Source organism: Chitinophaga cymbidii (assembly GCF_007992715.1).
Classification (GTDB): domain Bacteria; phylum Bacteroidota; class Bacteroidia; order Chitinophagales; family Chitinophagaceae; genus Chitinophaga; species Chitinophaga cymbidii.
In genome coordinates this window covers 102,020-127,386 of the sequence record NZ_BKAU01000003.1, presented here as the reverse complement: position 1 = coordinate 127,386, position 25,367 = coordinate 102,020, and the positions used below count along the sequence as shown (strand labels likewise).

Genomic DNA, 25,367 nt, shown 5'->3' with positions numbered 1-25,367 from the left:
GTGGGTCGGCACAGACCGCCAGGCAACTCCATTGGTGAAGCACCGGTAAGCTGCAAGGGTCCACAGGAATAGTGTAAAATTGAAGGGTAGTAAGTAGCCGGCGTCCGCAAGCGGACGCCGGAAGTATCTGCCATATCATTGATCAGCCATGCACCGTGCGTTCGCTTCATCACAATCCGAATTCTTTACATTTTTCCTGTAACATCTGAAGGTTGTTCGCCGGATCGATCTCTCCGATCAGCTCTCCTTCTCCATCTCCTACGGTTGCCGTATTGTCCGCCGCCACTATTTTATTATGCGCGTATTTCACCTGGTCGCCCCACACGGCTTTGAAATCATAGCCCACGGTGCCCGGCGTCAGCGCTGTGGTGGAGATGAAACCTTTTTCCACCACGCCGAGCAGCTTGTAACCGGATACGTCGGCGGTAGGTTTAGCCAGACGGTAATACAGGTAGAAGGTGGGCAGTACGCCGATGGTGGCTACATTATTCGGGCAGCGCACATGCAGCTGCATGGTCACTTTTTTGTTGATCACGGAGGGACGTGAAAGCGTGATGGTGTTCACGGAGCTGCAGGAGCCGGTGATGGCGCGCATGGCCAGTATCTCGCCATTTTCGTTCTTCACGCGGATGCTGACGCCCTGCTCCGGCAGATTGTTCATCCGCACGGTGTTCTCCGACACGCTGATGTCCGCGTTAACGCTGGCAACTACCTTTCCGGCCACCATGGCTTCTACCACCATCGGGTATTTGATGCCCGCCGTCAGCCAGGTGCCGGTAAGCGTCAGCGACTGGTAAGAGGGGCAGCTGGACACGAAGTTCCCTACCATGAACCAGGTAAGGTGCGTGGTTTCAAAGGCGACTGTTGGCTTGCCATCGATCATCTCTACCGTGCCGTTCCCTTCATACTTCCAGTTTGCCGCACCGGTTTCGTAGCTGTAAATGCTCAGCTCGTCGCCGGCTTTCACAATACCGCCGGTGTTCATATTGGTAAATGAAGGGTCTATCTGTATGCCCACGGTGATGGGCTGGGAAAAATGTTTAACGGCTACGCCGCCAACGGACATGTCTATGTTCACCAGTCCCGCGGGAATGAACGTGCCCGCGGTGTTGCCAGTAGGCGTCTGTACATTGTTGGAGATAAGGCCGCCGCCGGGGAATATGCGCAATGCGGATTCTTTGGAGGGGTCCACATGTGCGATCACAGCGCCGAGCTGCCCGCCTGCAAGCGTATTGCCGCCCGCATCCTGGAACTGTGTGGCGGCGGGCATGGTGATCTTCGTTACTTCGGTGGCCTGGTTCTGCGGAGCGGTTTCCAGCGTCACTTCCTCTGCGGTGGCGCCGCCCTGCAGGGGCGCGGTGGGCGTGGCAACGGCGATGCCGGCGGGCGCTTCGCGGATGTTGAGCACGTCTGTTTTTATCACCTGCTGCAGCTGTCCTTTGTGAATGGTCATCGGGATGTTCTGCGTGAGGAAGCCAGTGCCGCTCAGCTCAATGTTGAACATCACCGGCATGCCTTCTTCGGGATCGCTTCGCGGATGCACGCCGAGGCCCAGCACGCCGCTTTGCAGCAGGAATGTTTTGGTGCCGGCGAGGTTATAGATCTGGTCCGCGTCCTGGCCGGTAATGGCGACTGTGAGGTTGCTCACCGGATTGCCGTTGCCGTCTTCCACCTGCACCAGCGTGGTGTAATGGAGGATGTCCGTGCTGATCTGTATTTCCACATCCTGCAAAGGGTTCTGGCACTGCAATAAAAGAACGCTCAACAAGAGTAAGTAGAGTTTATATTTCATCTGTTAATATTTAATTTTTGACAGCCAGATGGAACCTCGCATTAGCATGCTCGGTTGCATAGTATTTCCTTAAAAATCATGGCTGAGGGTGATCTGTAATACCGGCCACCAGCGATAGGTGCTCATGTTACGGGTAACGGTCGCTTCGTTCACTTCATTCCCCGCGAGCAGGTTGGTGCCGGTGAGCTTCACTTCAGGAGGCGCGGTCATATAATACGTGCCGAGCGAAAAGCCGAGGCTCCAGCGCTCGCTGGTATACATGTTTTGCATACCGATGCCGGCGTATGGCGCGAGCTTGTTCTTCCAGTTTATTTCCGTGCGCAGCATGCCCACATCTTCTTTCGGCACTTCTATGTCGCCATAGAAATAATTGTCTTTAAGATGACTGTCTACCCTTCCGCTTGCTTTGAAGAAATAGGCGAGCCCCCCGCTCATCACGAATTTTCCTAACACAGCGCCGCCTTCGGGGAATGGCGCCCAGTCCAGCATCAAATGAATATTGTATAGTTCGGCACGGGCCTTTGAGCGGATCTGGTAGCTGCCGAGCACGCTGTTCATGGGCATATTGAACGGCAGGATGCTGCCGCCGATATTAAGCGCCACCTGCTGGTGCAGCGGCAGGGAAAGGTCCATGCCCAGCCCTTGTGTGCCGGCGTGAAAACCGAACTTCTGCTGGAAGAAGTAGCCGTACCTTTCGTTATAGTAATACTGTGCCCGCAGCGACGAGGCCATGAGCATACAGGCGGCGGTAAAAAAGAACAGTAAACGTTTCTTCATGTCTGTAGTTGTAAGGGATCAACGGGCATTCTCTTCTCCGCCGAAGAGGTTGACCACGGTTTTGCAAATTATTTTCAGGTCCAGCCAGAGGGACCAGTTTTCCATGTACCAGATGTCGTGCTCCACGCGGCGCTCCATCAGGCGCGGGTCGCGCGTTTCGCCGCGCAGGCCGTTCACCTGCGCCCAGCCGGTGATGCCGGGCTTGAGGTAGTGGCGTGCCATGAAGCGGTTGATGATGGCGCTGTATTGCTCGGTATGTTTGAGCATGTGGGGGCGCGGGCCGGAGATGCTCATGTTGCCGATCAGCACGTTCAGGAACTGCGGGAACTCGTCCAGGCTGTACTTACGCATAAAGCGCCCGATGGGCGTAATGCGGCTGTCGTTTTTCGTGGCCTGCCGCGTATCGCTGTCGTTGTTCAACCGCATGCTGCGGAACTTGTAACAGTAGAAGGGCTGGTTGTTGCGGCCGGTGCGCAATTGCCGGAAGAGTACGGGGCCGGGGCTTTGCAGTTTGATGATCACGGCCAGCAGGGGGTATAGCCAGCTCAGGACGAACACCAGCACAAAAAGGCTGAAGAATATGTCTACCACCCTTTTGTAAAGGCGGTTCTGCATATCTTCCAGCGGCTCCCTGCGGAGGCTGATCACCGGGAAATCTCCCATGTAGTCGATCTCGAAAGGCATGTTCAGCTTGTCTTCCAGGTCGAGCACAAACTTGAGGCGCACACACTGGCGCTCCGCTTCCTCCATCAATATCTGCGCCTGCGCGATCCTTTCCGGCGCCAGCGACACATACACATCGGTAATGCCATTGTCAGCCGCCTGCCGTATCTGATCACCGGTGGATACCATAATACCGCCGTCTTTCTCTACCAGCTTGCTGTAATTATCTTCCAGGAACCCCTCGAACCGGAACCGCCGGTCATGCTGCCGGAAGTAAGACGCCAGCCGCGAACCGGTGCCGTTCCTGCCAAGCACCGCCACGCTCTTGTAAATCCTGAACCGGCGGGAAAGCATGTTCTCCACATGCACACCGGTCAACCGGATCAGCAGGAAGAACGTCAGAAGAACAGCATAGAAAGCCACAATAAAGAAGCGGGACAATTCCTGGTCCCTGGAGAAGGTCATGTAACAGGCTACCAGCGTGAAATGCAAGGCAAGCCCCCGCCAGGCGGAACGCGGCACCTGCCGGTAATGCTGCGCCCTGTCATGATCATACAAACCAGACCAGCTGGCGGAAAACAGCCAAAGCAGGCAGGCCGCAATTTCATAGGGAAGGTAGTCCCGGACAGAAAGACCTGTATTCAGACCGCTGGTAAGATAAAAGGCGATAAAGAAAGCAGCATTTACCAGCAACAGGTCCCTCGCCGCCAGGATAAACCTAAGGGAATAGAGGTAACGTGTTTGCATATAAAAGACCGGTAGTATTAATTTTCATAATAACCAATTGATCCCGGTTGACTAAAAGCAGGTTGGCTGCTCACAGGCAAAAGGATGCATAGATAAATCCGACTTTATCAAAAAGCATGGTTAAAATATGTGTACCCGGGAAAGGATACCCAGATGGGGCTGACTATATCGCTTGCTGACATGTGGTTAAAAACACGCCTGAAACAGGCTAAAAGGATTCATTCTTCGTCAGCCCCACCGGGATTGGTTATGATAGGAATGGTTGCAAAATTTCGTATAGGCTTGTAATCAGTATTACAGCGCAAAGATGAGACGGTATGATCCAAAAATTGCGGGAAGCTGGTTTATGCAAGGATAATTGAGTGGATACACCCGCTGATCTGGGTGTTTTCACCCAATTTTGGGGCCGGAGGAAGGGAAAATATCAGGGCGAAAAGAAAAAAAAGCCAACTTCATATTTGCCCTGTTTCTACTTCATTATCAGGGGCATTCACCCAGGCCGTGCCTTTGGGATCGTTCCCAAAGACGAAGGAATGCTTATTTTTCGGGCGCACTATTTGAAAATCTGCGACTTTTTTATCTATTTTGCCCTCCGAATATACCTATGGAGTTTTTTAATACTACGGATTAAAGGTCCTACCTGGATATATTTATTTGATGCTGACGACAAAATCTGACGAACCACCCAAAAACTTTAGCCTTATCTTCCGAAAAAACCCCACACTCCCGGAAACATGTGTTGGAATGCTAAGCCGTTGCTGATCAGTAACGGAACAATGGGCAGGTGATCCCGGGTGTTTTTTAATTCCAATTTATCAGAACAGTAACCATGGTCCTATACTCCTGCATCAGGCACAATGCCAGACACGATCCTTTAAGATTCATCTTATTGCCGGAAGTCATTCCATGAAAACTGCCAAGATATTGTCCGGATAAACCGGGCATGCATATCCATTAAAAAAGAAAAACAATTAGCGAATACCGAAGCAACACCTCGGATACACCGACAATACTGAGAGATATGATTGACACTAATTCCCGCTAAGATTGGCCTATTGTATATGAGAGGTACAGAGGTTCAAACAACTGCGTTCATTCTTCAGCATTATTGTTGTTCTCATTACTGAGCTTCAGCCCGTCCTGACATGCGGGCCGGAGGTCGTTTACAAACAGGGTTCTATTCAAGCGCCTGGGCTTTACCATATCCATAACAGGCGTAAATGGCTCCATTGGAGCCTATTGAGCATTCATGAAAAATCAGATCATCAAAATATTATTATTGGAAGATGATCCTGCAATCAACCGGCAGGTGGAGCCCCTGCTTCGCCAGCAATCATACGAGGTGGTGACGGCCGGCTCTGCTGATTCACCGGTTGCGCTGAGCATGCAGACGATGCCCGACCTCATTGTTTGCGACATGCAGCTGCACCATATCAGCAGCCACCAGTTTCTTATCGAGGTGCGTAACAGCATGCACCTGAACCATATCCCTTTTATCTTCATCAACGGCAAACCGGGCTGGGACCATGCCAGGTTCGCCATGAACCTCGGGGCGGACGATTATCTCCCCGCTCCTTTCAACGGCCAGCATCTGCTGATGAGCATCAAGGCGCGCCTGAGCCGTTTCAGGAACATTGCCGACTTCTCGGCGCAGACCACCGCGGCCGGCGAGCCGCCAAGAGTGGAGATCCCCGCCGAAGTGGCGGACAAGCTCAGCAAAACGGAGTTCAGGATATACCGCATGGTATCCGACGGCCTCACCGCGCAGGAGATATCAAAAGAGCTGAGCATTAGTATGAAAACGCTGGAGAACCACCGGTACAACATTGCCAAGAAACTCAATATTTCCGGGCATTACGGCCTGCTCCACTATGTTATCAAAGACCAGGTGAAACGGCGCAAACGCTGACCACTTACCAGAAGACCGTATACAATGCGGCCAGTATCCCGATAATGATCACGGAAGCAAATATGAAACCCGCGGACACGCGGAACATGGAAGTATCGACTTCTATCACCTGCTCACTGCTCACCGGCCGCCGCGATGCGAGGCTCATGCTTATCATGATCAGCACGATCAGCACAAAGGTGATGGACATCCGGTCCAGGAACGGGTAATCCGGGAAAGCGCCGCCGGTCCATACCGGCAGGAATTTCAGCACCGTGGAAATGGGGATCGTCAGCAAAGCGCCGGTGAGCGCCGCGTTCGCCGTTGTGCGCTTCCAGAAGAAGCCGAGCAGGAAAATAGCCAGCACACCGGGCGAAATGAAGCCCACATATTCCTGTATGAACTGGTACGCCTGGTCCAGCGATTTCAGTGCGGGCGTTACCAGCGCCGCCAGCAGCATGGCGATGATCACGGCCCAGCGGCCTGTTCTCACCAGCTCTTTTTCCGATGCATTTTTGTGGAAGAATTTCTTGTAAATATCAAGGGAGAAAATGGTGGAGATACTATTCGCCTTCCCCGCCAGCGAAGCCACGATAGCCGCTGTGAGCGCCGCGAACGCCACGCCTTTCAGCCCGGCGGGCAAAAGGTTCATCAATGTAGGGTACGCATGGTCCGGCTTGATAACGCCGGCCGCATCGCGCATCTCCTCCTGGAACATACCGTTCTGATGCAGCACATACATCACAATACCCGGCAGCACGGCGATCACCGGCACCAGCAATTTCAGGAAAGCCGCGAAAAGAATGCCACGCCGCGCCGTTTTAAGGTCCGCCCCCAGCGCACGTTGTGTGATATACTGATTGCAGCCCCAGTACGCCAGGTTATTGATCCACATTCCCCCTATCAATACGGACAATCCCGGCAGGTCTTTATAATAAGGATGCCCTTTATCGAATATCATGTGAAAGTGACTGGGCGCTTCCTTGCGCAACACCGCCAGCCCCTTGAAGATATCGCTGCCGTAACCGAACTTCTCGGACAGCAGGGACAGCGCCAGGTAAGTGGTCACCAGCCCGCCGATGATCAGTATCAGCACCTGTATCACATCGGTATAACCGATCACCTTCATCCCGCCCAATGTTACCACGATCGCAAAAACGCTCAGGCCCGCAATGCACCATTCGAACGGAATGGCGGATATGGACGCGATCGCCAGCGCACCGAGGTAGATAATGGAAGTGAGGTTCACAAATACATACACCAGCAGCCAGAAGATCGCCATAATCGTACTGACCTTCCCGTTATACCGCTTTGCCAGGAATTGCGGCATGGTGTAGATCTTGTTCTTCAAATACAGGGGGATGAAGAAAATGGCGACGATGATCAGCGTGGCGGCGGCCATCCATTCGTAGGTGGAAATGGCAAGGCCGAGCGCAAAGCCGGAGCCGGACATGCCGATGAAGTGCTCCGCAGAAATATTGGAGGCTATCAGCGAAGCGCCGATAGCCCACCAAGTTAATGCTCCTTCCGCCAGAAAGAAGTCCGTTGCGCTGTTGCCAGCTGATTTCTTTTTCCTGTAAACGTAGTACCCGTAGGCCGCAATGATGATGAAGTAAATGAAAAAAACAATGTAATCTGCGAGCTGCAATCTATTCATGGAAGTTAGTTATGTCCACAGCGCTCTTTCCTCCGGTCTGGTTGATTAAAATTTAAGTGTACGGGGCAGGTATTTTGCCACCAGGTCTTCGTAATATGGTTTGAGTTCTTTCCAGTCCGGCGGCACCGGGTTCTTGGAATACAGGTCGTAAGGGTTGAATAATTTCACCCATTTCAGCATGTCCCGGTCGTGGCTGTCCAGCAGCTGGCCGTAGGCCCCTTCACGGTGCCATGCATAAAATGAGTGGTATCGCAGCATATAGAGCGCGGGCTCGGGTAAATGGTCTTTCATCATCTGGTACACGTATTCGTCGTGTCCCCAGGACATATGTACGTTGCGCAGTCCGCATCCTTCTTCATACACGCCGGTGGGCGTCTGGTATTCCGGGCGGTTGAAATCGGGATTGTTCGAAAAGTATTCCGGGTATACCACTTTATCGGAATACGCGCAGCCAACGGGGAAGGTATCTCCCACCACGGCCCATTGCGGCTCTCCGAACAGGCAGAGTACTTTGCCCATGTCGTGCATCAGGCCCACCAGCACCATCCAGTCCGGGTGCCCGTCCGCGCGGATCGCCTCGGCGGTTTGCAGCAGGTGCTGGAACTGGTCCAGGTCCGTATCCGGATCTGAATCATCCACCAGCTGGTTCAGGAAATCGAAGGCTTGCCAAACGGGCATTTCCTTTTTATCGAATTTCAAAAATTCATTCCGCTTTTCCTGCACGAAATCATAGGTCTGATACGTGTGGTTCAGCCGGTAGAACTCACGAACGGTGTCCCTTTCCGGGTTGTCGTAATTACGGTATTCTTCCGTGGATTTGGAGGAAGCGATCGCTTCAGGATCGGGGTAACGCTCTAAAACCGCGTCTTCCCATTCATCCAGACTATTCAAAGGATTGCGTTCTTGCTCGTTGAATTTTTGAGTGGCCGCCATGAGGAACTTTTTACGTGGAAAAATCAGTGCTTAACCTTTGTCTACAATTTCGGACGTTTTTTAATGATTCTTTGCATAATAGCTTAGCTTTATTTACGAAACCGTTTTCGTAAAAATGAAGCATGTAACCATCAGGGCGCTGGCAAAAGAATTGAACCTTTCCGTTTCTACTATCTCGAAAGCATTGCGGGACAGTTACGAGATCAGCGAGGATACCAAAAAGCGGGTACTGGCGCTGGCCGAGCGGCTGAACTATATGCCGAACCCTTATGCCAGCAGCCTCCGCGGCAGGCGCAGCAAGATCATCGGCGTGGTGATCCCGGAGGTGGCGGACAGCTTTTTTTCGCTGGCCATTAACGGTATTGAATCCGTTGTAAAGGAACAGGGGTACCATGTGCTCATCTCCCTCACGCATGAGCGGCTGGCGAATGAGCAATCCATCCTGCACGAGTTCCAGGGCGGGCGGGTAGATGGCGTGCTGATGTCCGTTTCCCGGGAAACGGTTTCCGGCCGGCATATCAGGGACCTGATGGAAAAAGAGGTGCCCGTTGTGTTCTTTGACAGGGCGCTGGATGAGGTGGAGACGGACAAAGTGGTGACCAATGATTTTGAAAGCGGTTATGCGGCCACCCAACATTTGATCAGCAGAGGATGCAAACAGATCGCCTATCTTACTATTTCCGAAAACCTTTCCATCGCCACGCGGCGGATGGAGGGATATCTGAAAGCCCTGGCTGACCACCAGCTCCGGTCGTCGGGAAAAAATATTGTGCAGTGCGGCACAGATGCCGCCTTCAACTATAAACAGGTAAAAAAGCTGCTGCAACGAAAGAAACGGCCGGACGGTATTGTGGCTTCGGTGGAAAAGCTTGCCACACCGGTGTACCAGGCCTGCCAGGAGCTTTCCCTGTCCATTCCCGGCGATGTGAAAGTGATCTGCTTTTCCAACCTTGAGATCGCTACCATCCTTCAACCTTCTCTCACTACTATCACACAACCCGCCTTCGAGATCGGGAAAACCGCTGCCACCGTGTTGCTCAGGGCGCTGGACAAAAAACGCGGGAAGCCTGCGCAGCAGCAGGTGATCATTCCGTCAGAACTGATCGCGAGAGAATCCAGCGGATGACAATTTCTTAATAAAACTTTTCGCAGGATTTTTATAAATTCCGGTAACTAAAACATCAAGTTATGGGAACATTTGTCATTACAAAGAGCGCAAACGGAGAATTTCGTTTTAAACTGAAAGCGGGTAACGGTGAACCGATCCTCAGCAGCGAAGGATATTCTTCCAAAGCCAACTGCGAGAACGGCATCGCATCTGTGAAAACCAACGCTGTAATTGATGACAGGTATGATCTGAAGACCTCATCGAACGGCAAGTATTATTTCAATCTCAAAGCCTCGAACGGGCAGATCATTGGTACTAGTGAAATGTATGAAAGCAGCTCGGGGCGCAGCGGCGGCGTTGAATCTGTAAAGAAGAACGCGCCGGATGCCAGTGTCGATGATCAATCCGCATAATCTAATATAAGCCGGTTCATCACCGGCTTTTTTATTTCAATAACGCATCCGCTTCATCATAACCGGTCGGGATATTGATGCCCGCGGTGGATGCGCCCGCCTGCAGCAGGGCTGCTATCGACGTTGCTTTCCGGCGGTATACCCAGTAAGAATCCGTGCAGGCGCGGACCGCCAGCATCAACGGGGTTCTTCCGTTCCCGTCCCGCGCATTTATATCCGCACCTTTTTCTACCAGGAGTTTCACCGCGCTATGCATGCCCTTCCAGGCTGCTACATGCAGGGCGGTGCTATGCGGCGGGATTTGGTAGTAACCGTCTCCGTGATACCGCACATCTACGTTTATGCCCAGATCCAGCAAATGACGAATGCCTTCGGCGTTGTCCGTTCCGGCAAACTCCGGCAGCAAAATACTTCCCTGCGCCAGTACGGCGGCCACCAGCGCAGGCTCCGCCGCGGCGATGGCCCCGGCATCATTCATGGCGCATGCGCCGATGAGCCGCTCCACGCCCTGCAATTTGATGGGTATGCCCCGTTTTTTGAATGCCGCCAGCACATCTCCCCGCCCCCGCCGCACCGCAATGGAAACGGCGTTGCGGCCGTTCTCACGGTTCGGCAGCAAGGGGTCTGCACCGTAGTCCAGCTGCACTTCAATGTTCTTCAGATCATTGTCCCGCCGCAGCGCCTGCTGGAGTGCGGTATGATGCCAGCGGGTCATGCGGTTTGGGTCCGCACCCGCTTCGAGCAGCAGCTTCAGGCCATCATGATCGTGGAAATCCGCTTTGCGCAGCAGCATGGTGGAAAGCGACTCCTGCGAGAGCTTGCCGCTTTCAATCAAAACTTCCAGCGCCGCGTTGTCATATGTTTCGGGGGAATGGTAAGGTACCTCTTCATCATTGGGGTCTGCGCCGTGTTCCAGCAGCAGGCGCGTAAGACCAGCATGGAAGGCTACGCCCGCAGCGCCGTACAATGCACTTTCCCATTCCGGCTGCGGCAGGTGAGCGTTATCAAAGAAACCGGTATTGGCGCTGGCGCCCGCGTCCAGCAATGCTTTCGCCGCACGCATAAATCCTTCCGAACGGTCCGGGTCCAGCCGGAGGTAGCGGGAGAAGCAAAGATAAGTTAACGCATCCCTGTTGAAAGGCCCGCCTTTGGCAGTAGCCAGTTGCGGATCAAGTTCCAGGAAACGCTGTACAGCTTTGCCGTTGCCCAGTACCGCGGCAGCGTAGATATTATCGTCCGCTATTGCAGGGTTTGCGGCAAGAATGGCATTGGCGGCATCCAGCGGGCCATGCCAGGCGCTTTCACGAAGAAAGGAATCAAGCGGGGTGTCCATATGCGAGTTTACATCAAGTTACGAAACATGCGCTGATTAAAGACATCTGCTCAGGCAAAAACTGTTCGTCATCAAGACAAAAAATGCCGGGGCGCCATCTTCCTAGGATTGCACCAACACAATCTCTTCTCCATCTTCCGGCACCAGGCACCTGTCTTCCAGCCCCGCATCCCGGATGGCGCGCCGCAGCTCTTCCCTGCTGAGGTAACAGTGGTTGACCGCTTCCATGTGCACTACAATGATCTTTTCAGCGTAGCTGGATTCGCAGACTTTCAACACATCCTCCACCGTCATGGTGATGGGATCGCCCATATCGAATTGCGCGGCGCCGGCATTGAGGATGATGAAATCCGGTTCATACATGTTGATGGCTTCCTCTACTTCTTCACACCAGACCGTGTCCCCGGCAATGTAGAGCTTGTATTCATCATTGTCCAGCACAAAGCCGGACACCGGCGCCATTTTCGCCCCGATCTCTCCCGTACCATGCCGCCCGCCCGTGCGCGTGAACGTAATTTCCTCATACTGGTAAGCGCCTGCAATGCCGGTGGCTTCCGTAAATCCCTGCCGCAGGAACGCCGGTTCATCTTCCACCTGTCCGAGTAACAATATGTCCTTCGGCAACAGGCGCCGGGCGGCTTCGTCCCAGTGATCGTTATGGGTATGGGTAACGAGAACGGCATCCGTATCTTCAATGATCTCCTGCAGCTCCTCTTCGCCGACGGGCAGCTCCGTCAGGGGATTGCGGATGCCGTTGCTGGTCCAGGGCACCGGGTCATAAGCGTCTTTATCGCCAAGCAGCGGGTCCACCAGTATTTGTTTATTGCTCATTTCAACCAGCAGCGTGGCGTTGCGGAGTAAACGGATTCTGATCATGCTTCAAAAGTAAGGCAAACGCGCTACTCATCAATCAGTAGGCAGCGGATAATCCGATATCGGTTTTTTATCCCACCAGAGCCGTGTGAAATTCTCGTCCGCGCCGCCCAGCATGCCTACGGCGGCATCATAGGCCGCCCGGTTCGTGGATATTTCCACCGGCGGATAGGTCACCCTGCGCACCAGGCCGGTCCTCGGCACATCCGGACTTTCAGACGCAATGATGGCGTAGCCTCTTGGATAGCCGGTCCTTCTCCGCTCAGACCAGGCTTCCCATCCGTCAGGATACAGGGCGATCCATTTTTGCGTGATGATCTGCTCGAGCCGCTTTTCAAAACTGCCGGCTTCGTCGTATTGAACAGGGATGTCGCTCATGGCGGGACTGCCCCATTTATCCGGCAGCGGCGCGGGCGTGGTGGTGCCGTTACGGTAGTTGATGATCAGTTCCGGTGTTGCGGACACCCGCTCTGTGAGCGACAGCGCGATGCCCTGCTCATACAGTTCCTTCGCTGTACCGCCCATGTTCCATCCGCGCAAAGCGCCTTCCGCGCGCAGGAAAGCTACTTCCGCGGCGGACAGCACACGGTTGGGCGTAAGCGTGCCCTTCCTGTCCGGCGACAACCATTTCGTGCCTACGAAAGAAGTCACGTCCGCCAGCTGGCTGCCCCGTTCCGATGCGGGCAGGCCATTCCGCAAGCCGGTGTACTCGCCGGTGGATACGGCGGGAGAAAAATAATCCGCCATCCGCGGATCGTTATAACCTTTCAATGCGCTGATCATGGTGGCGCTGGCGCGGAAGTCGATCAGGTAAGTGATGCGGGAAAGGATGTTGACGCTGTTGGTGGTGGACAGCACGTTGGCATTGTCCTCATTCGCCAGTATAACACCGGCGGCGACTGCTTTTTCCGCTTCTGTTCTTGCTTTGTCTGCATCCACATAAGCGAGGCGCATGGCGAAGCGCAAACGCAGGGAATTAGCCAGCTTGAGCCACTTTGCCGCGTTGCCGGCGTACACCTGGTCGTGCGCGCCGAAGCCGTTGGCGGCGGGGTCTTGCGCCAGCACAGCGGAGGCTTCGTCCAGCGTTTTGAAGAAATCGTTGTAGATCGCTTCCTGCGAATCATAGGGCACCGTGTTCGCCTGTTCGCCGAAATGGGAATAGATGACCGGGCCGAAGTAATCCGTCATACGGCCATAGATGATCACCCGCCAGATCTTTGCGATGGCATTGGCTACGTCCAGGTTGTTCTCGCGGGTTACTTTTTCCGTGAGGAACAGTTGCGGAGCGGCTTTAGTATAAAAATCATTCCAGAACAGGTCTACCCAGGTGCCGTTCGGCACGAACTGGTCTGTGCTGAAAGTGGCCGGCACGCTCATAAAATACTGGGCGTATATGTCCGCATGCAGGTTCTGCCCTACTTCCACATACACGGCGCAGAGGCCATGGTACTGGGAAAAAGCAAATGCCTGCCCGATCAGCGCGGGCGTGATCTCGTCTTCCGGAAGCAGGTTGTCCGGCGTATTCAGCTCGTCGAAATTTTTCGTGCATCCTGCTACGGCGGCCCAGAGGAGCAATACGAATGCTATTGAATGCTTTTTCATCTTTATTTATTTAAAGTTGATTTTAAGATTGGCGCCAAATGAACGCGATGCGGGAAGGGCGAATGACTGGAAGCCTTCGGAAACGGTGCCGGTGCCTTGCGTATAATCCGGGTCCAGGCTGGATGCGGCCCTGTGGAAGAAAAAGAGGTTCCTGCCTACGAGGGAGATCTGCACGGAGGCCAGCGGGCCTCTCTGAAAGAGGGTTTCGGGCAGCATGTAGCCCAGTGTAAATTCCCGCAGCCGGGTGTTGGTGGCGGAGCGCACGAACATCTCCCCGACCGGCGCATTTCTGCCGCCGAGCAGTTGCCAGAGCTGCTGTGCTTTTACCGGTACGTCATTCTCCGAACCGTCCGCTTTCACAGCCGGGATGTCTGTAAAAATGTTCTTACCGAATATCAGGCCGCCTTCCCTGCCTTGCAGCGTTTCTTCCACCAGACCTTCACCGTAGAGGATCGCGTCGGTAAAGGAGGCAATGTCCCCGCCCTGCTTATGGCTGATCACAAAACCCGCGCTCCAGTTCTTCCAGCTGAAATTGCTGGAAATGCCGCCCGTCCAGTCCGGGTTCACATTGCCGAGCAGCACGGTTTTGCCGGGCGTTGTCTGCGGAAGACCGTTGACGCCTACGATCACGCGGCCCTTGCTGTCGCGCGCGAGGCCCTTGCCATAGATCTGGCCGAAGGGCTTGCCTTCTTCCAGTACAAAATTCCGCATGTAGGTGTCGCCGCCCACGATCAGCGTGGGGATCTCGTCGGACAGCTCCTTCACGACGTTCACATTCCGGGCGAAGTTGATGTTGAAATCCCAGATGAATTGTCCGTTTCGTACAGGCGTGGTAGTAAGTATCACTTCCACACCCTGGTTCTGCACATCGCCGCCGTTGGTGTAAAAGCTGGAAGCGCCGCTGCCGGGGGGCAGCGCCTGCAGGAATATCTGGTTGTCCGTATTCGTGCGGTAAGCTGTAACGTCAAGACCTATACGATCGTTCAGCAGCCGCAGTTCGATCCCTGCTTCGAGGGAGCGCGTCATTTCAGGTTTGAGGTCTTTGTTGGGCAGCGTGGTGCCGAGCTGCAGGTACCCGAGATTGCCGCCTGCCACGCTGGACGCAAACCGCTGCAACAGGCCGGGGGAAGCGCCATTGCCTACCTGCGCCCAGGAGCCGCGCAGCTTGAGGTAGGAAAATACTTTTGGCAGCTGCACGAGCTCGGAAAGCAATGCGCTGACGCCCGCCGACGGATAGAAATACGAACGGTTGTTGGCGGACAGTGTAGAGCTCCAATCGTTCCTGCCCGTCAGCTCAAGGAAAAGCGCGTTCTTCCAGCCGACCTGCGCGTTGGCGTAGAGGGACTGTGTTTCCATGGCTACACCTGGCGTGTAGGTGGCTACCGGCGCCAGTGAGATGTTGGACAACGCGAAGAAATTGGGCACGCTCATACCCGCGCCGGTGCTGGTGTTCAGCGCATCGTCCTTCATATGCCGTATCTCTCCGCCCGCGTTGGCGGTGAAAGACCAATCGGCATGCAACGCTTTGGTATAGCTCAGCAGGAAATCGCCATTCACCAGTGAGGCGGAGCCTTTGCCCACGGCGTAACGGCCGGAGGGATCGCGGTAGGTGCCGTAATAGGATTTCTCTTCCAGCGCGTTGTTCTCCATATCGAAAGAGCCGCGTATCATGGCCCGGAAGCCTTCGGTGAACTGATAGCTTAACGATGCCATTCCCATCAGCCGGTCGATCTTGTTATAACGCAGGTTGCGGTAAAGCGTCCAGTAAGGGTTTGCGCCGGTGACGGTGCCGGGGTTCCAGTAGTTCTGGCGCGTTACGCCGAGCACGGGGTCTACATATTCGAAATGCGTCACGTCCTGGTCCCGGATGTTGGCTGGCATGGTGGCGACCTGCCGCAGGGGGTTGAAGCTGGATTCTCCTTCGTCCAGCCGGTTATCGATCTGCTGTTTCATATAATCGAGCTTCACGTCCAGCGTCAGCTTGCTGGTCAGCTGATTGGTGATCCGCAGGGCGGCGTTATGCCGCGTCAGCTCGTTGCCCGGAAGAATGCCGGCGCCATCTGTATACGTATAGGTGAACAGCGTCCGCGCTTTTTCATTGCCGGCGCTGACAGACAGATTGGTGGCCGAGTTGCGGCCATTGCGGAAGATGTTTTCGCGTGCGTCCCTTTGCGGCAGGAAACTGTATTGCGTATTGGCATCCGCTGGATCGAGCGACCAGTGATCGACCATGCGGCCGTCCAGCTTCGGGCCCCATGAAGATTCGGAGGTTTTGAGATAGTTATCGGAAACGCCCTGGCCATATTCATATTGATAAGGGGTGGAAAGGATGGCGCTTTCGATCATGTAAGTGCTGTTCAGGCTGACTTGCAGGCCGTTCTTTCCTTTTTTCGTTTCGATGACGATCACGCCATTCTGCCCCGCACTGCCGTACAATGCCGCGGCATTGGCGCCTTTGAGCACGTTCAGTGAAGCGATGTTGTCTGTATTGAGGTCGGCCGGACTGGAACGCACCACCACGCCGTCGATCACATACAGCGGCTGGCTGTTGCCGCTAATGGAGCGGTTACCGCGTAGCGTGACCCTTGCCTGGGAGCCAACGCCGCTGGAACCGGAGTTGATGTTGAGGCCGGCGACTTTTCCCTGCAGGGCGTTCACCATGTTGAGTTCCCGGGCTTCCGTCAGCTCTTTGGCGCTGACGCCCTGCGTGCTGTAGGTGAGCGTTCTTTTCTTCCGTTCGAGGCCGAGGGCCGTTACCACCACTGTTTCCAGTGCGGTGACCGAGGGGGCGAGATTGACGTTGAGGTTCGTTTGTCCGTTTACGGGTACTTCCTTTCGTTCATAGCCGGTGTAAGTGAATACCAGCACGCCGTTTTCGGGTACGCTGATGCTGAAGCGGCCGGCTTCGTCCGTCATGGCGGAGCGGCTTGCTCCTTTCAGCACGATGGTGACGCCGGGGAGCGGTGTGCCTCCTTCGCCGGTCACCGTGCCTTTTACAACGATGTCGAAGGTGCCTTTGGTAGCGATGTCGATAGCGTTGGCAGCGGTGCCTTTGGTAACGATGCCGGTAGCGTTGGCAGCGGTGCATAGCAGCAGGAAAGCCAGCAGGATAAAGGGCCGGCGGCCTTTGCAGATCATGCGGGCAGGGAGTGAATACCATCCGGTGCCCGGCGAAGCGGTGATTGCCATAAGCAATTCAATTTTGGTTTGTTACGGAAATAAAACTTGTTCGTTAACGTACCCGGAATTTGTGCAGGCAATAATCTGTCATTAGCGTACCAAGGTTCTTCTTAAAAGCTTTTATGATGCTATTCCGGGTTTTCTCGTACTACAGGGGTAAATAGAGCGGGTATCGCCGGCGGTGGGGCGCGGCGTTTACCGTGGGGCATAGGGTAAATGGGGGGTGTTGCCGCCACCCGGCAAACGGGTCGCGAACTTGCTGCTGACGGCAGCGGTACATCAGGCCGGGCAGATACCGCCAGCCTGATTATCTCGCCAGCAACTTCCTCATCGCTCCGAGCAACACCTTCTCCGCATCCGCCGTTACAGCAGACGCCTGCCCGGTTTCATACCCTCCTTCATCATAAGCCGCAGCCGTACCGATATACCCCGGCGCATAATCTCCATAGGCCGCCACGGTCACAAACAGATCAGGGCGCATCGCTTTGGCGGCCAGTTGATATTCAATAAAACATTCTCCGGGCAAATGCACCATCCGTGCTTTGCCTATACCCAGACAGCTGAGGCTGATCTTCTTTCCTTTTTTTGTTCTTTCCAGCCAGACCAGCTTGGATGCGTTATTAGCGACAAATACGCTGGTTTCCTTGTGCAGCAGCTCTCCCAGGCCGTTGAGGCTGGCTTTGGGCGGCAGCGCGACCGGCGTTGTGCGCCATGTTACATCCGCGGCGGTGATCTTTTCTTTATTTGTCTGCTTCCAGGCGCGTTGCATGCCATCCGCCAGGCGTTCGGCCAGCAGCAAGCGGTTTTCATGCGAGCCGTCATTGTATTTACCAACGGTGATATTTCCGCCGGCGCCGTTGAAATGCAGGTGCAGCGCGTCCGGTACGGCCAGCTGCCGGAAGAAGCGGGCCACGCCGGGAATGTCAGGGTTGGCTACGCCTGTGCGGTAGTAGCTTTGCGGGTGCGTGGCGTAGTAGCTTAATACGGCTACCGGTTTATCATTATTCCAGAAGCTGATCAGTGATACTACGGGGTCTATGAGGCCCTCGGGTTTTTCGCGGACTTCGGCGCTTTTTGTGGCGGAGGTCCGGGAGGCGATTACTTTGCCGTTCTCTCCTACTATGCGCCGGTTGGAAGCGACGTTATGCACTTCCGCCTGTCCGAGGCCAATGTGGGTAACGGGTTTTGCATTTTTAAGGGAACCGCTTACGGCTACACGTAACCGGCGGATCACCTCGCGGGCGAAGGTGCCTTCAAAGCCCAGCGGGTCCATCCCCTCTTTCTTCAGCCATTGTTCCGCGCCGAAATCGCAGACCGGCGCATCGTGCTGATGCAGGGCGTGAAGGGCCACCCGGTCCGGCGTAGTGCCGGCGGCTTCGGCCAGCGCCTTGCAGAATTCATCATATCCTTCATTGGCGATGCCGATCCAGTCGATCACACACAGCACAACAGGATCTCCGGCGCCTGTGAGCACGATTCCTTTTGCACGCAGGCTCTGGTCCCAACTGTTGATCATCTTGTCGTACACCAGCCAGGAGCCCACGGGCGGGGTGGCGTCCACATCAAAGCTGGATATTTTCAGCGTATCTCCCGGTGCGGCGTAAGCATATGCGCGCGGGCAGCAGATCACTGCCAGCAAAAGCAGACAGCAAGCGCCTTTGATGAGCCGTTCGGAACTTGTATTGATAAATTTCATCATCGACTTATAACGATTTAACCGATCTCCCTGATCTTTTACTTTATCTCCGCTATAACGATTTTAACTGATCCCTGTTTTCATATACTTTCATCACGGCGTTGATCACATCATCCATATCCGCCGTACCGGCGATCAGCGGCCCCGATCCCGGCAGCACCACCATCTCCTCGCACACCTGGTCACAGCCGGGAAGATGCCGCGCTTCCTCGCGGTATTTTTGCAGCCTTGCGGCGGGGAACAGCTGTTTATATTCATCCAGCGCAAGGATGTGGTCTATCCATGCTTCGTGATGCAGGCCGTTCCGGATGTACGGGCTCAGCGCGATCCCTTCCGCGGCAACTGCTTTCAGGAATTGCTGGCGGCTGGCGTTGTTGAACGCTTCTTTTTTATACGACATGGCGTAATTGTAATAACCGCCGCTTTCGGTGCCGTCATATTGTTTCTGCGGTATCAGGCCGGCAAAGCCTTTCAGCTTCGAGGAGAGGTATGCGGCATTCCTGTTCCGCAGCAGGAAACGTTCGGTGGCAGTCGGCAATTGCCCGTTCAGTATGGCGGCCTCAAATTCGTTCATGCGGTTCTTCGGGCCAATGGTCACATGTTTGCCTTTGCGGTTCGTGCCGTGATTGTGTACGGTATAACATTCGTCGATCAGGCTTTCATCATTACCCACGATGGCGCCGCCTTCGCCGCAGGCGATAGATTTGCTGGCCTGGAAGCTGAAGCAGCCCAGATCGCCAATAGTACCCAGCGATTTGCCGCGGTGTTTGGCCAATGCGCCCTGGCAGGCATCTTCAATCACTTTCAGGCGATGCCTGCGCGCGATGTCCATGATCCTGTCCATATCCGCCGGCAATCCCATGATGTGCACCGGCATGATGGCTTTGGTAGCAGGCGTGATCTTCCGTTCCACATCCGCGGGGTCGAGCTGGTAAGAGGCGGGGTCGAGGTCCGCCATCACCGGCAGCGCTCTGCTGGTAAGGATCGCGGAGATCGTACCGAAATCCGTATAAGGGGAGGTGATCACTTCGTCACCGGGACCGATGCCCATGGCTTCCACGCATATGGCAAGGGCCTGTGTGCCGGAACCGGTGCCGATGCAATATTTTGAGCCGATCATGCCGGCAAACTGTTTCTCGAAAGTAGCCACCGCGCCGTTAATGGGCGATTGTATCCGGCTCCAGACGCCGCTTCTGGTTGTTTTCACCACCTCATCGATCATCCTTTCATCTACATGCGGCCACTTCGGCCACTTTTTGGCGGCGGTCCTTACAGGTTGCCCGCCGAACACAGCGAGCCGGGAAGGCGGGGCTGAAAAAGCCCGCGGAATCATACCCGCAACGGATGCGGCGGTGAGCGTACCGATGAAGTAGCGGCGCCCGATTTCTTTACCTGCCATATGATAAGGATTTTATTTCGCTGATCGCTACCGGTCGTCCACCCCGCTCCCGGCTCTTCTGCGCCGCTTCCACAAAGGCGCATATTTCCAGCGTTTCCTCCGCGCGCACGGGCACGTTACCTGTTTCAAAGAATGGAATGATCCTGTCCAGCAAACGTTCGTAAGAAAAAGCGCCGTAGTTCACCACGCCTTTCTCTCCGAAGATGGTGCCGCCATACGCCGCTTTACCCGCGCGCGTACCGCGGAAAGTACCGATGCGGCCATCTTCCCATACGCCCACCACAACGTCCATATTATCCTGGTAGAAACGGGTCACCGTTTTGCAGCCGGTGCCCATCACCGTGAACAGCATCTCCACGCCGTGAATGCCATACCAGTAAAAATCGATGTGCGTCTGTTCCAGCTTGGCGGGACTGTAAGCGTCCGCCGCCAGTATCTTCCCTATCTTTTTACCACTTACGATATCGTCTATCCCTTCCGTGAAGCGCAAAGAGGAACAGGAAAAAACGGGCACGTTATGCTGCTTCGCCGCTTCAAAAATGGCGATGGCGTCACGCATGGAGTTGGCGACCGGTTTGTCGATGAACATGCGTTTGCCCGCCCTGATCACTTCCAGCGCCTGTTCCCGGTGCAGGCGGCCGTCATTGGTTTCCAGCAACACTACATCCACCATTTTAAGCAGCTCCCGGATGGAATCCACGATTTGCACGCCTTTCGCCTTTACGGCATCGATGTACCCGGGAATCCTGCTGGCGCTGCTCTCAATATCGCGGCTGCCGTAGGGATACGCTGCCACTACCTTGTATCCGCCAAACTTCTCTCCGGCATTGGGGTTATTGAGCAGATTGGTGAAGGCGGTGCTGTGTGAGGTATCCAGACCGATAATGCCTACACGTTTGCCTGTTTCCCGCGCCCATGCGGCCGATCCTTCGAGCGGCAACTGGGAAAGCACGCCCGCGCCGATGCCTGCATATAATGCCTGCCTGATAAAATCCCTTCTTGGTTGATACTTTTGCATTGCGTATTCCTGTTTTAAATAAACTGCCGTTAACGTACCCGAAAAATTAACAAAAAAGCGCGGCATTTTTCACGAAATCCTGTCTTTTTTAATAATTATAGAAACGGTAGTTCTCGCGTGTAATGATATCGATCGGCATAAAGGTGACCTTTTGCACCGGCGAAGAGATGGCCAGGTGCTGGTAGACCGCCATCACGCCTTTATACGCCTGCTCCAGCGGCTTCTGGCAGATGAGAAAATCGATCACCCCCTTCTCTATGTATTCAATATTCTCGTTTACGAAGTCGTAACCGATCAGGATCACCTTCCTGTCCAGCTTCTCCACAAAGGCCGCCACGTTGGACACACGGGAGTTGGTAACGAACACAACGCCGATATTGCCGTGTTCTTTAAACATATTCGCCAGCCCCTTTTCGATGGATTTGGGATCGGTTTTATTGATATTGATCTTCAGTATCTGGTTGTCCCAGCGATGCGTACGGAAATAATTCCGGAATCCTTCTTCCTTTTTGAGCAGATGGTGCTGATCATCCAGCTCCTTTGATATGTTTACGATGAGAATGCTGTCGTTTTTCTCGATGAGATAGCTGATGAGGTGCGCGGAAAGGTGGCCGCTGGCCTGCTGGTTAGGGCCGATGTAAGCCAGGCTGCCTTCCACGGGCAGGTCGGAATCCATCAGTACGTAAGGAATATGCTGCTTGATGCATTTCTGCACAAACACCACGGATTCCTCCATAAAAGAAGGCGCGAACAGCAGGCCGTCCGGTTTCGTTTTCAGCAGCGCCTGTGACTGCTGCTGGAAAGAAGTAACGGATTCCTGGTCGTAAAAGAATTTTTCCACCACCACGCCATACTGACTGATCTCCGCGGATGCCATTTCAATGCCTTTCAGCGGCCCTTCCCAGAAGCTGGTCTCTTTAGACCGTACGGGGATGAGCGTGGCGATCCTGAACTGTTTGGCCAGTGCGAGGCGCCGGGCATGGATATTGGGTTGATAATTCAGCTCCTTGATGATCTTGAGTATCCGCTCCTTGGTACCCTTCGCAATCCCCGTCCTGTCATGGATCACACGGTCCACCGTAGCGATCGAAACGTTTGCCCGGCGGGCAATTTCCTTGATCCCTGAAAGCTGGTTATTCTTCTTTTCTTTTTTTGGTGATGGCATGGCATTAATCAGTTATGGATGCCCGAAATTATGAAACCTTTGCCGGATACCCTACAGCTTCAGGAACCGTTGTGCATTTCCTTGCCGGAACAGGGCCCTGTCGGCTTCATCCGCCTCCTCTTTCCGCAGGGATTCTATCCGCAGCAGGCCGGTATAGTAATCAAATACGGGAAAATGCGAGCCGAAGGCGAATTTCTCCTTGCCGAAGCGGTTGAACACTTTGGCGAAATGGGTAATATGCCGGCCGGAGGTGTCGAACAGCACATTGGCGTTTTTAAGGGTGGCCTCGTCTTCTTCCGGCAGCGCAAGACCGGTGCTCAGGTTGAGCAGCATATAGCGCGCGTCCGGCACTTCCCGCAGCAGGGGCACGTAATCTTTCAGGCCCCATTCGGTGGCCAGGTCCATCCACGAACGCTGCCGCGAATCCACGATGCGCATGGTAAGCCCCACGGCCACATCATGATCGCGGGCCATTTTCACCAGCTCCACCAGGTTCGGGTCGGTGATCGTGTAATCGTGATAGTTGGGGAACACCCGGATGCCTTTCATCCCGAAATCCTTCACACATGTTTTGAAATCATCTTTCCAGCCGGCATAGATAGGATTGATGATGGCAAACGGCAGGAACCTGTCTTTATAAGCCCGCTTCGAACGGATCTCCTCATACAGCTCTTCGTTGGCGGATTGGGTATTCTTGTAGAACACGCCGTTCAGGTTCGTGATAACGGACAGGTCTACGCCATATTCCTTCATTCTTTCCAGCAATCCTTCGCAATGGTTGTTCAGCAGGCGTTTGAACGGCCAGTGGCCGGTGTATGCGTTAATATCAATCAACATGATAGCCTCCTTTTTTCAGGATGTTATTGTAATTATCGAAGAATATTTTCCGTTTCTGCTCTTCGGTGAGCCGGGCGTCGATCATTTTTCCGACGGACTGGTAGTACATATTGTCGGAGCCATACAGCACCCTGTCCGCGCCCAGGCATTCCACGGCGAACTCCACCATGTTGTTCTCGTTGTTGCTGCCGGACACGTCCACGTAAACATTCGGGCTGTTGCGGAGCGCCTTGCAGGCGTACTCCCAGTCCGGCCCGCCGCCGATGTGGGCGAACTGAAACATGGCCTCGGGGTAGCGCGCGGCGATATCCACGAAGTTTTCGGGGATGGATGACTGCGGTTTGATCTTCTGGTCATATTTCATGCGATAACCGGCGATGCCGAGCGTTGTTTCCGCATGCATGAGGATGATCATCTTCAGGTCGATCAGTTTTTCGATGATGGGATAAAAAAGCGGGTCGTTGATCTTCACCTGGTAATATACTTTCACGCCCCACATTCCCTCGCCGGTGCACCGTTTGATCTCTTCCAGCGATTCCCTTTTGTAGGTGGGGTTGAGCGTGAGCATGCCGGTCAGCCGCTCCGGGAAGCGTTTCATGCATTTGAGGATGAAATCGTTCGCTGCCCTGAAATCCTCCGGGGCAGCGGGCCCGCGCGTAACGGGCTTCGAGATGAACATCCTGTCGATACCAAGCCGCTCCGCGTAGTCCACGTTCAGCTCGGGGCCGTCGTTCGTGAGGCCTACATGCACATGGGCGTCCAGCTTGCGATAGCTGAACACTTCCTTCATGCGGTCAGCCGGCGTGGGGCGCGGGGCCATGCCGGCGGCCGTTTCCTGCAAAAGGCTGCTGCCCAGGATGATGCCTGAAGCGGAGGTAGCCATGTTACGGACAAAATTCCTTCTGTTCATAGGATCACTAATTTGTTTTCATAATGATGTGGCACTTCGAATATGCCGCCGCTGGTCTTGTAAAAGTCAGCATTCAGCTCGAAGGCGCCGTTCCTTCTTTCCATCCATGATGCGCCGGCCAGCCGGTGGTACCTGCTCATCTGCTCCCAGTGCACATAGTTCATGTCGCCGTTCGTTTCCATCAGGCCCATGCCAATGCCGGGGAAGGGCGCCACGCGCGCGGCGAGGTTCTTGTGCCAGTCCACCAGCACCGGGTTCACCGTGAGATCGGCGCAAAGGCAGGGAACGTTGCGTTGCTGCGCCACCTGCGCGATCTTCATGGACTGGCTGAGTGTTTTCGCGATGCCTTTCAGCACCAGCGCGCCGTATCCCTGGTCCAGCTTCCTAAGCGCATCTGCCGGCTCGTGGATGCTTTCATCGGCGGCAATGCGCACGCCCAGGTCCCCCACCCCTTCGTTATTCGCTTCCACAAACGGCTCTTCATACACGAGTATCTGATCGAACGCGCCGATCTTCCGGGCATGATCGAAATACCGCTGCAGCAGCGCTTTGCTTTCATACCGTCCGTTGGCGTCCATCGTGTAAACGAGCCGGCCGTCGGGCGTGTGCGGCGTGCGCAGGTCTTTCAGGGCCTGGTGCACTTCGGTCAGCCGCGCCATGTCTTTCGCCAGCATTTCTTCCTGCGTACCGGGATAGCCGGTCTTGACCTTTATAACAAAATACCCGTCTTTCACGGCATCCACCAGCGTTTCCACCGGCATGTCGTAAGACACCTGGTACATGATGGCGATCTTTTCGTTGTGAAACGACAGCGCGGAGCGGTAAGGCGCCGGTATCATTTCATCGAAGGACGTGAAGCCGTTTTCCCTGGCGTACAGCAACCAGGCGGCATTGTCGATGCTCACGAGGGTGTTGTGCACGAAGTTGGCGTTGAGGTCCTTTTTGCCGGTGATCCGCACGCCGGCGGCGTGTACCCGCGGCCGGATCTTGTCCATCAGCTCCACCGGGTCTGTGAAAGGCGTTTCTTTCACGATCTTCAGCGCTTCGTTGACGAGCACGAACATCAGCGCGTTGCCGCCGGCTTCGGTGTTATCCGCAAACAAGTCCGCATCCGCGTATAATACGCTTTGCGTGGCGATCCCCGTTCCGCTGGCGCCCGAAGCGGATTCCAGGCGGGAAAACACCTGCCATAATTCTGTAAGGTAGCCGCCTTTGAACCCGAAGCGGCCTTTCAGCGGCTCGCGCTCAAACCCGGCGTTCGTTCCGGTTACTTTGATCGTTTTCATACGTTGTCCGCTGCCTGTGCAGCGTGGTAAATTGAATAACATGGCCAGCAAGCCGGTATTTTTGACAAATCCTCTTCTGTCCATATAAAC

The 25,367-nt window shown here is 54.7% G+C and carries 19 protein-coding genes; 3 read left to right on the top strand and 16 right to left on the bottom strand.

The window, feature by feature from the left end; genetic code table 11:
- Positions 1-169 precede the first annotated feature (169 nt).
- The 3 genes from CCY01nite_RS16070 to CCY01nite_RS16060 all read right to left on the bottom strand — a co-directional run bounded on the left by CCY01nite_RS16070 (position 170) and on the right by CCY01nite_RS16060 (position 3,979).
- On the bottom strand, positions 170-1,792 hold the full coding sequence (locus tag CCY01nite_RS16070; protein ID WP_146863899.1) for a hypothetical protein: 1,623 nt from the start codon (positions 1,790-1,792) through the stop codon (positions 170-172).
- A 69-nt stretch (positions 1,793-1,861) separates the two neighbouring features.
- Positions 1,862-2,569, bottom strand: coding sequence for a hypothetical protein (locus CCY01nite_RS16065; protein WP_146863896.1), 708 nt, complete (start codon positions 2,567-2,569; stop codon positions 1,862-1,864).
- An 18-nt stretch (positions 2,570-2,587) separates the two neighbouring features.
- Positions 2,588-3,979: an undecaprenyl-phosphate glucose phosphotransferase gene (locus tag CCY01nite_RS16060; protein WP_146863894.1), complete on the bottom strand. Its 1,392-nt coding sequence runs from the start codon at positions 3,977-3,979 to the stop codon at positions 2,588-2,590.
- Positions 3,980-5,228: 1,249 nt separating this feature from the next.
- On the opposite strand from CCY01nite_RS16060, the gene CCY01nite_RS16055 reads away from it, so the two are divergent.
- Positions 5,229-5,888, top strand: coding sequence for a response regulator transcription factor (locus CCY01nite_RS16055; RefSeq protein ID WP_146863890.1), 660 nt, complete (start codon positions 5,229-5,231; stop codon positions 5,886-5,888).
- Positions 5,889-5,892: 4 nt separating this feature from the next.
- Here the strand turns inward: CCY01nite_RS16055 and CCY01nite_RS16050 are convergent, their stop codons facing one another.
- Entirely contained in the window at positions 5,893-7,524 is a 1,632-nt protein-coding gene (locus CCY01nite_RS16050) for a sodium/sugar symporter (RefSeq protein WP_146863887.1), read from the bottom strand.
- 45 nt (positions 7,525-7,569) lie between these two features.
- Entirely contained in the window at positions 7,570-8,457 is an 888-nt protein-coding gene (locus tag CCY01nite_RS16045; protein ID WP_146863885.1) for an inositol oxygenase family protein, read from the bottom strand.
- Between the two features lie 115 nt (positions 8,458-8,572).
- Between CCY01nite_RS16045 and CCY01nite_RS16040 the strand changes: the two genes are divergently transcribed.
- Together CCY01nite_RS16040 and CCY01nite_RS16035 are read left to right on the top strand one after the other, a co-directional pair.
- Complete coding sequence (locus CCY01nite_RS16040) at positions 8,573-9,583, top strand: LacI family DNA-binding transcriptional regulator (RefSeq protein ID WP_146863882.1); 1,011 nt, start codon at positions 8,573-8,575, stop codon at positions 9,581-9,583.
- Between the two features lie 62 nt (positions 9,584-9,645).
- Positions 9,646-9,978: a YegP family protein gene (locus CCY01nite_RS16035; protein WP_146863879.1), complete on the top strand. Its 333-nt coding sequence runs from the start codon at positions 9,646-9,648 to the stop codon at positions 9,976-9,978.
- Positions 9,979-10,009: 31 nt separating this feature from the next.
- Here CCY01nite_RS16035 and CCY01nite_RS16030 read toward each other — a convergent pair whose 3' ends face one another.
- The 11 genes from CCY01nite_RS16030 to CCY01nite_RS15980 form a co-directional block, all read right to left on the bottom strand.
- Complete coding sequence (locus CCY01nite_RS16030) at positions 10,010-11,311, bottom strand: ankyrin repeat domain-containing protein (RefSeq protein ID WP_146863876.1); 1,302 nt, start codon at positions 11,309-11,311, stop codon at positions 10,010-10,012.
- A gap of 102 nt (positions 11,312-11,413) precedes the next feature.
- Positions 11,414-12,187, bottom strand: a complete 774-nt coding sequence (locus CCY01nite_RS16025; RefSeq protein WP_222614414.1) for an MBL fold metallo-hydrolase — start codon at positions 12,185-12,187, stop codon at positions 11,414-11,416.
- 30 nt (positions 12,188-12,217) lie between these two features.
- A complete protein-coding gene (locus tag CCY01nite_RS16020) occupies positions 12,218-13,786 on the bottom strand; it encodes a SusD/RagB family nutrient-binding outer membrane lipoprotein (protein WP_146863873.1) in 1,569 nt (522 codons plus the stop codon).
- A 6-nt stretch (positions 13,787-13,792) separates the two neighbouring features.
- Entirely contained in the window at positions 13,793-16,975 is a 3,183-nt protein-coding gene (locus tag CCY01nite_RS16015; protein ID WP_146863870.1) for a SusC/RagA family TonB-linked outer membrane protein, read from the bottom strand.
- A gap of 298 nt (positions 16,976-17,273) precedes the next feature.
- Positions 17,274-18,665, bottom strand: a complete 1,392-nt coding sequence (locus CCY01nite_RS16010) for a hypothetical protein (protein ID WP_222614413.1) — start codon at positions 18,663-18,665, stop codon at positions 17,274-17,276.
- A 49-nt stretch (positions 18,666-18,714) separates the two neighbouring features.
- Positions 18,715-20,061 carry a DegT/DnrJ/EryC1/StrS family aminotransferase gene (locus CCY01nite_RS16005; protein WP_146863867.1) on the bottom strand — a complete coding sequence of 449 codons (1,347 nt, stop codon included), beginning with the start codon at positions 20,059-20,061 and terminating at the stop codon, positions 18,715-18,717.
- Positions 20,051-21,079: a Gfo/Idh/MocA family protein gene (locus CCY01nite_RS16000; protein WP_146863864.1), complete on the bottom strand. Its 1,029-nt coding sequence runs from the start codon at positions 21,077-21,079 to the stop codon at positions 20,051-20,053. Before CCY01nite_RS16000 ends, CCY01nite_RS16005 begins: the two co-directional genes overlap by 11 nt.
- Before the next feature lie 88 nt (positions 21,080-21,167).
- Positions 21,168-22,244 (bottom strand): LacI family DNA-binding transcriptional regulator, encoded by a 1,077-nt coding sequence (locus tag CCY01nite_RS15995; protein ID WP_146863861.1) that lies wholly within the window; start codon positions 22,242-22,244, stop codon positions 21,168-21,170.
- Positions 22,245-22,295: 51 nt separating this feature from the next.
- The gene (locus tag CCY01nite_RS15990) at positions 22,296-23,081 is read right to left on the bottom strand and encodes an amidohydrolase family protein (protein ID WP_146863857.1); all 786 of its coding nucleotides are present in this window, start codon (positions 23,079-23,081) and stop codon (positions 22,296-22,298) included.
- Positions 23,071-23,991 carry an amidohydrolase family protein gene (locus CCY01nite_RS15985; RefSeq protein ID WP_146863854.1) on the bottom strand — a complete coding sequence of 307 codons (921 nt, stop codon included), beginning with the start codon at positions 23,989-23,991 and terminating at the stop codon, positions 23,071-23,073. The genes CCY01nite_RS15990 and CCY01nite_RS15985 overlap by 11 nt, the downstream gene beginning before the upstream one ends.
- The gene (locus tag CCY01nite_RS15980) at positions 23,988-25,361 is read right to left on the bottom strand and encodes a mandelate racemase/muconate lactonizing enzyme family protein (RefSeq protein ID WP_146863851.1); all 1,374 of its coding nucleotides are present in this window, start codon (positions 25,359-25,361) and stop codon (positions 23,988-23,990) included. Before CCY01nite_RS15980 ends, CCY01nite_RS15985 begins: the two co-directional genes overlap by 4 nt.
- Positions 25,362-25,367: the final 6 nt, after the last annotated feature.

Excerpts from the sequence above, each read along its gene's own strand:
- CCY01nite_RS16055 (WP_146863890.1), top strand. The coding sequence starts at position 5,229 with ATGAAAAATCAGATCATCAAAATATTATTATTGGAAGATGATCCTGCA.
- CCY01nite_RS16010 (WP_222614413.1), bottom strand. The coding sequence starts at position 18,665 with ATGATGAAATTTATCAATACAAGTTCCGAACGGCTCATCAAAGGCGCT.
- CCY01nite_RS16040 (WP_146863882.1), top strand. The coding sequence starts at position 8,573 with ATGAAGCATGTAACCATCAGGGCGCTGGCAAAAGAATTGAACCTTTCC.
- CCY01nite_RS16000 (WP_146863864.1), bottom strand. The coding sequence starts at position 21,079 with ATGCAAAAGTATCAACCAAGAAGGGATTTTATCAGGCAGGCATTATAT.
- CCY01nite_RS15980 (WP_146863851.1), bottom strand. The coding sequence starts at position 25,361 with ATGGACAGAAGAGGATTTGTCAAAAATACCGGCTTGCTGGCCATGTTA.
- CCY01nite_RS16005 (WP_146863867.1), bottom strand. The coding sequence starts at position 20,061 with ATGGCAGGTAAAGAAATCGGGCGCCGCTACTTCATCGGTACGCTCACC.
- CCY01nite_RS16025 (WP_222614414.1), bottom strand. The coding sequence starts at position 12,187 with ATGATCAGAATCCGTTTACTCCGCAACGCCACGCTGCTGGTTGAAATG.
- CCY01nite_RS16015 (WP_146863870.1), bottom strand. The coding sequence starts at position 16,975 with ATGGCAATCACCGCTTCGCCGGGCACCGGATGGTATTCACTCCCTGCC.
- CCY01nite_RS16070 (WP_146863899.1), bottom strand. The coding sequence starts at position 1,792 with ATGAAATATAAACTCTACTTACTCTTGTTGAGCGTTCTTTTATTGCAG.
- CCY01nite_RS15985 (WP_146863854.1), bottom strand. The coding sequence starts at position 23,991 with ATGAACAGAAGGAATTTTGTCCGTAACATGGCTACCTCCGCTTCAGGC.
- CCY01nite_RS16020 (WP_146863873.1), bottom strand. The coding sequence starts at position 13,786 with ATGAAAAAGCATTCAATAGCATTCGTATTGCTCCTCTGGGCCGCCGTA.
- CCY01nite_RS15995 (WP_146863861.1), bottom strand. The coding sequence starts at position 22,244 with ATGCCATCACCAAAAAAAGAAAAGAAGAATAACCAGCTTTCAGGGATC.
- CCY01nite_RS16050 (WP_146863887.1), bottom strand. The coding sequence starts at position 7,524 with ATGAATAGATTGCAGCTCGCAGATTACATTGTTTTTTTCATTTACTTC.
- CCY01nite_RS16065 (WP_146863896.1), bottom strand. The coding sequence starts at position 2,569 with ATGAAGAAACGTTTACTGTTCTTTTTTACCGCCGCCTGTATGCTCATG.
- CCY01nite_RS15990 (WP_146863857.1), bottom strand. The coding sequence starts at position 23,081 with ATGTTGATTGATATTAACGCATACACCGGCCACTGGCCGTTCAAACGC.
- CCY01nite_RS16035 (WP_146863879.1), top strand. The coding sequence starts at position 9,646 with ATGGGAACATTTGTCATTACAAAGAGCGCAAACGGAGAATTTCGTTTT.
- CCY01nite_RS16060 (WP_146863894.1), bottom strand. The coding sequence starts at position 3,979 with ATGCAAACACGTTACCTCTATTCCCTTAGGTTTATCCTGGCGGCGAGG.
- CCY01nite_RS16030 (WP_146863876.1), bottom strand. The coding sequence starts at position 11,311 with ATGGACACCCCGCTTGATTCCTTTCTTCGTGAAAGCGCCTGGCATGGC.
- CCY01nite_RS16045 (WP_146863885.1), bottom strand. The coding sequence starts at position 8,457 with ATGGCGGCCACTCAAAAATTCAACGAGCAAGAACGCAATCCTTTGAAT.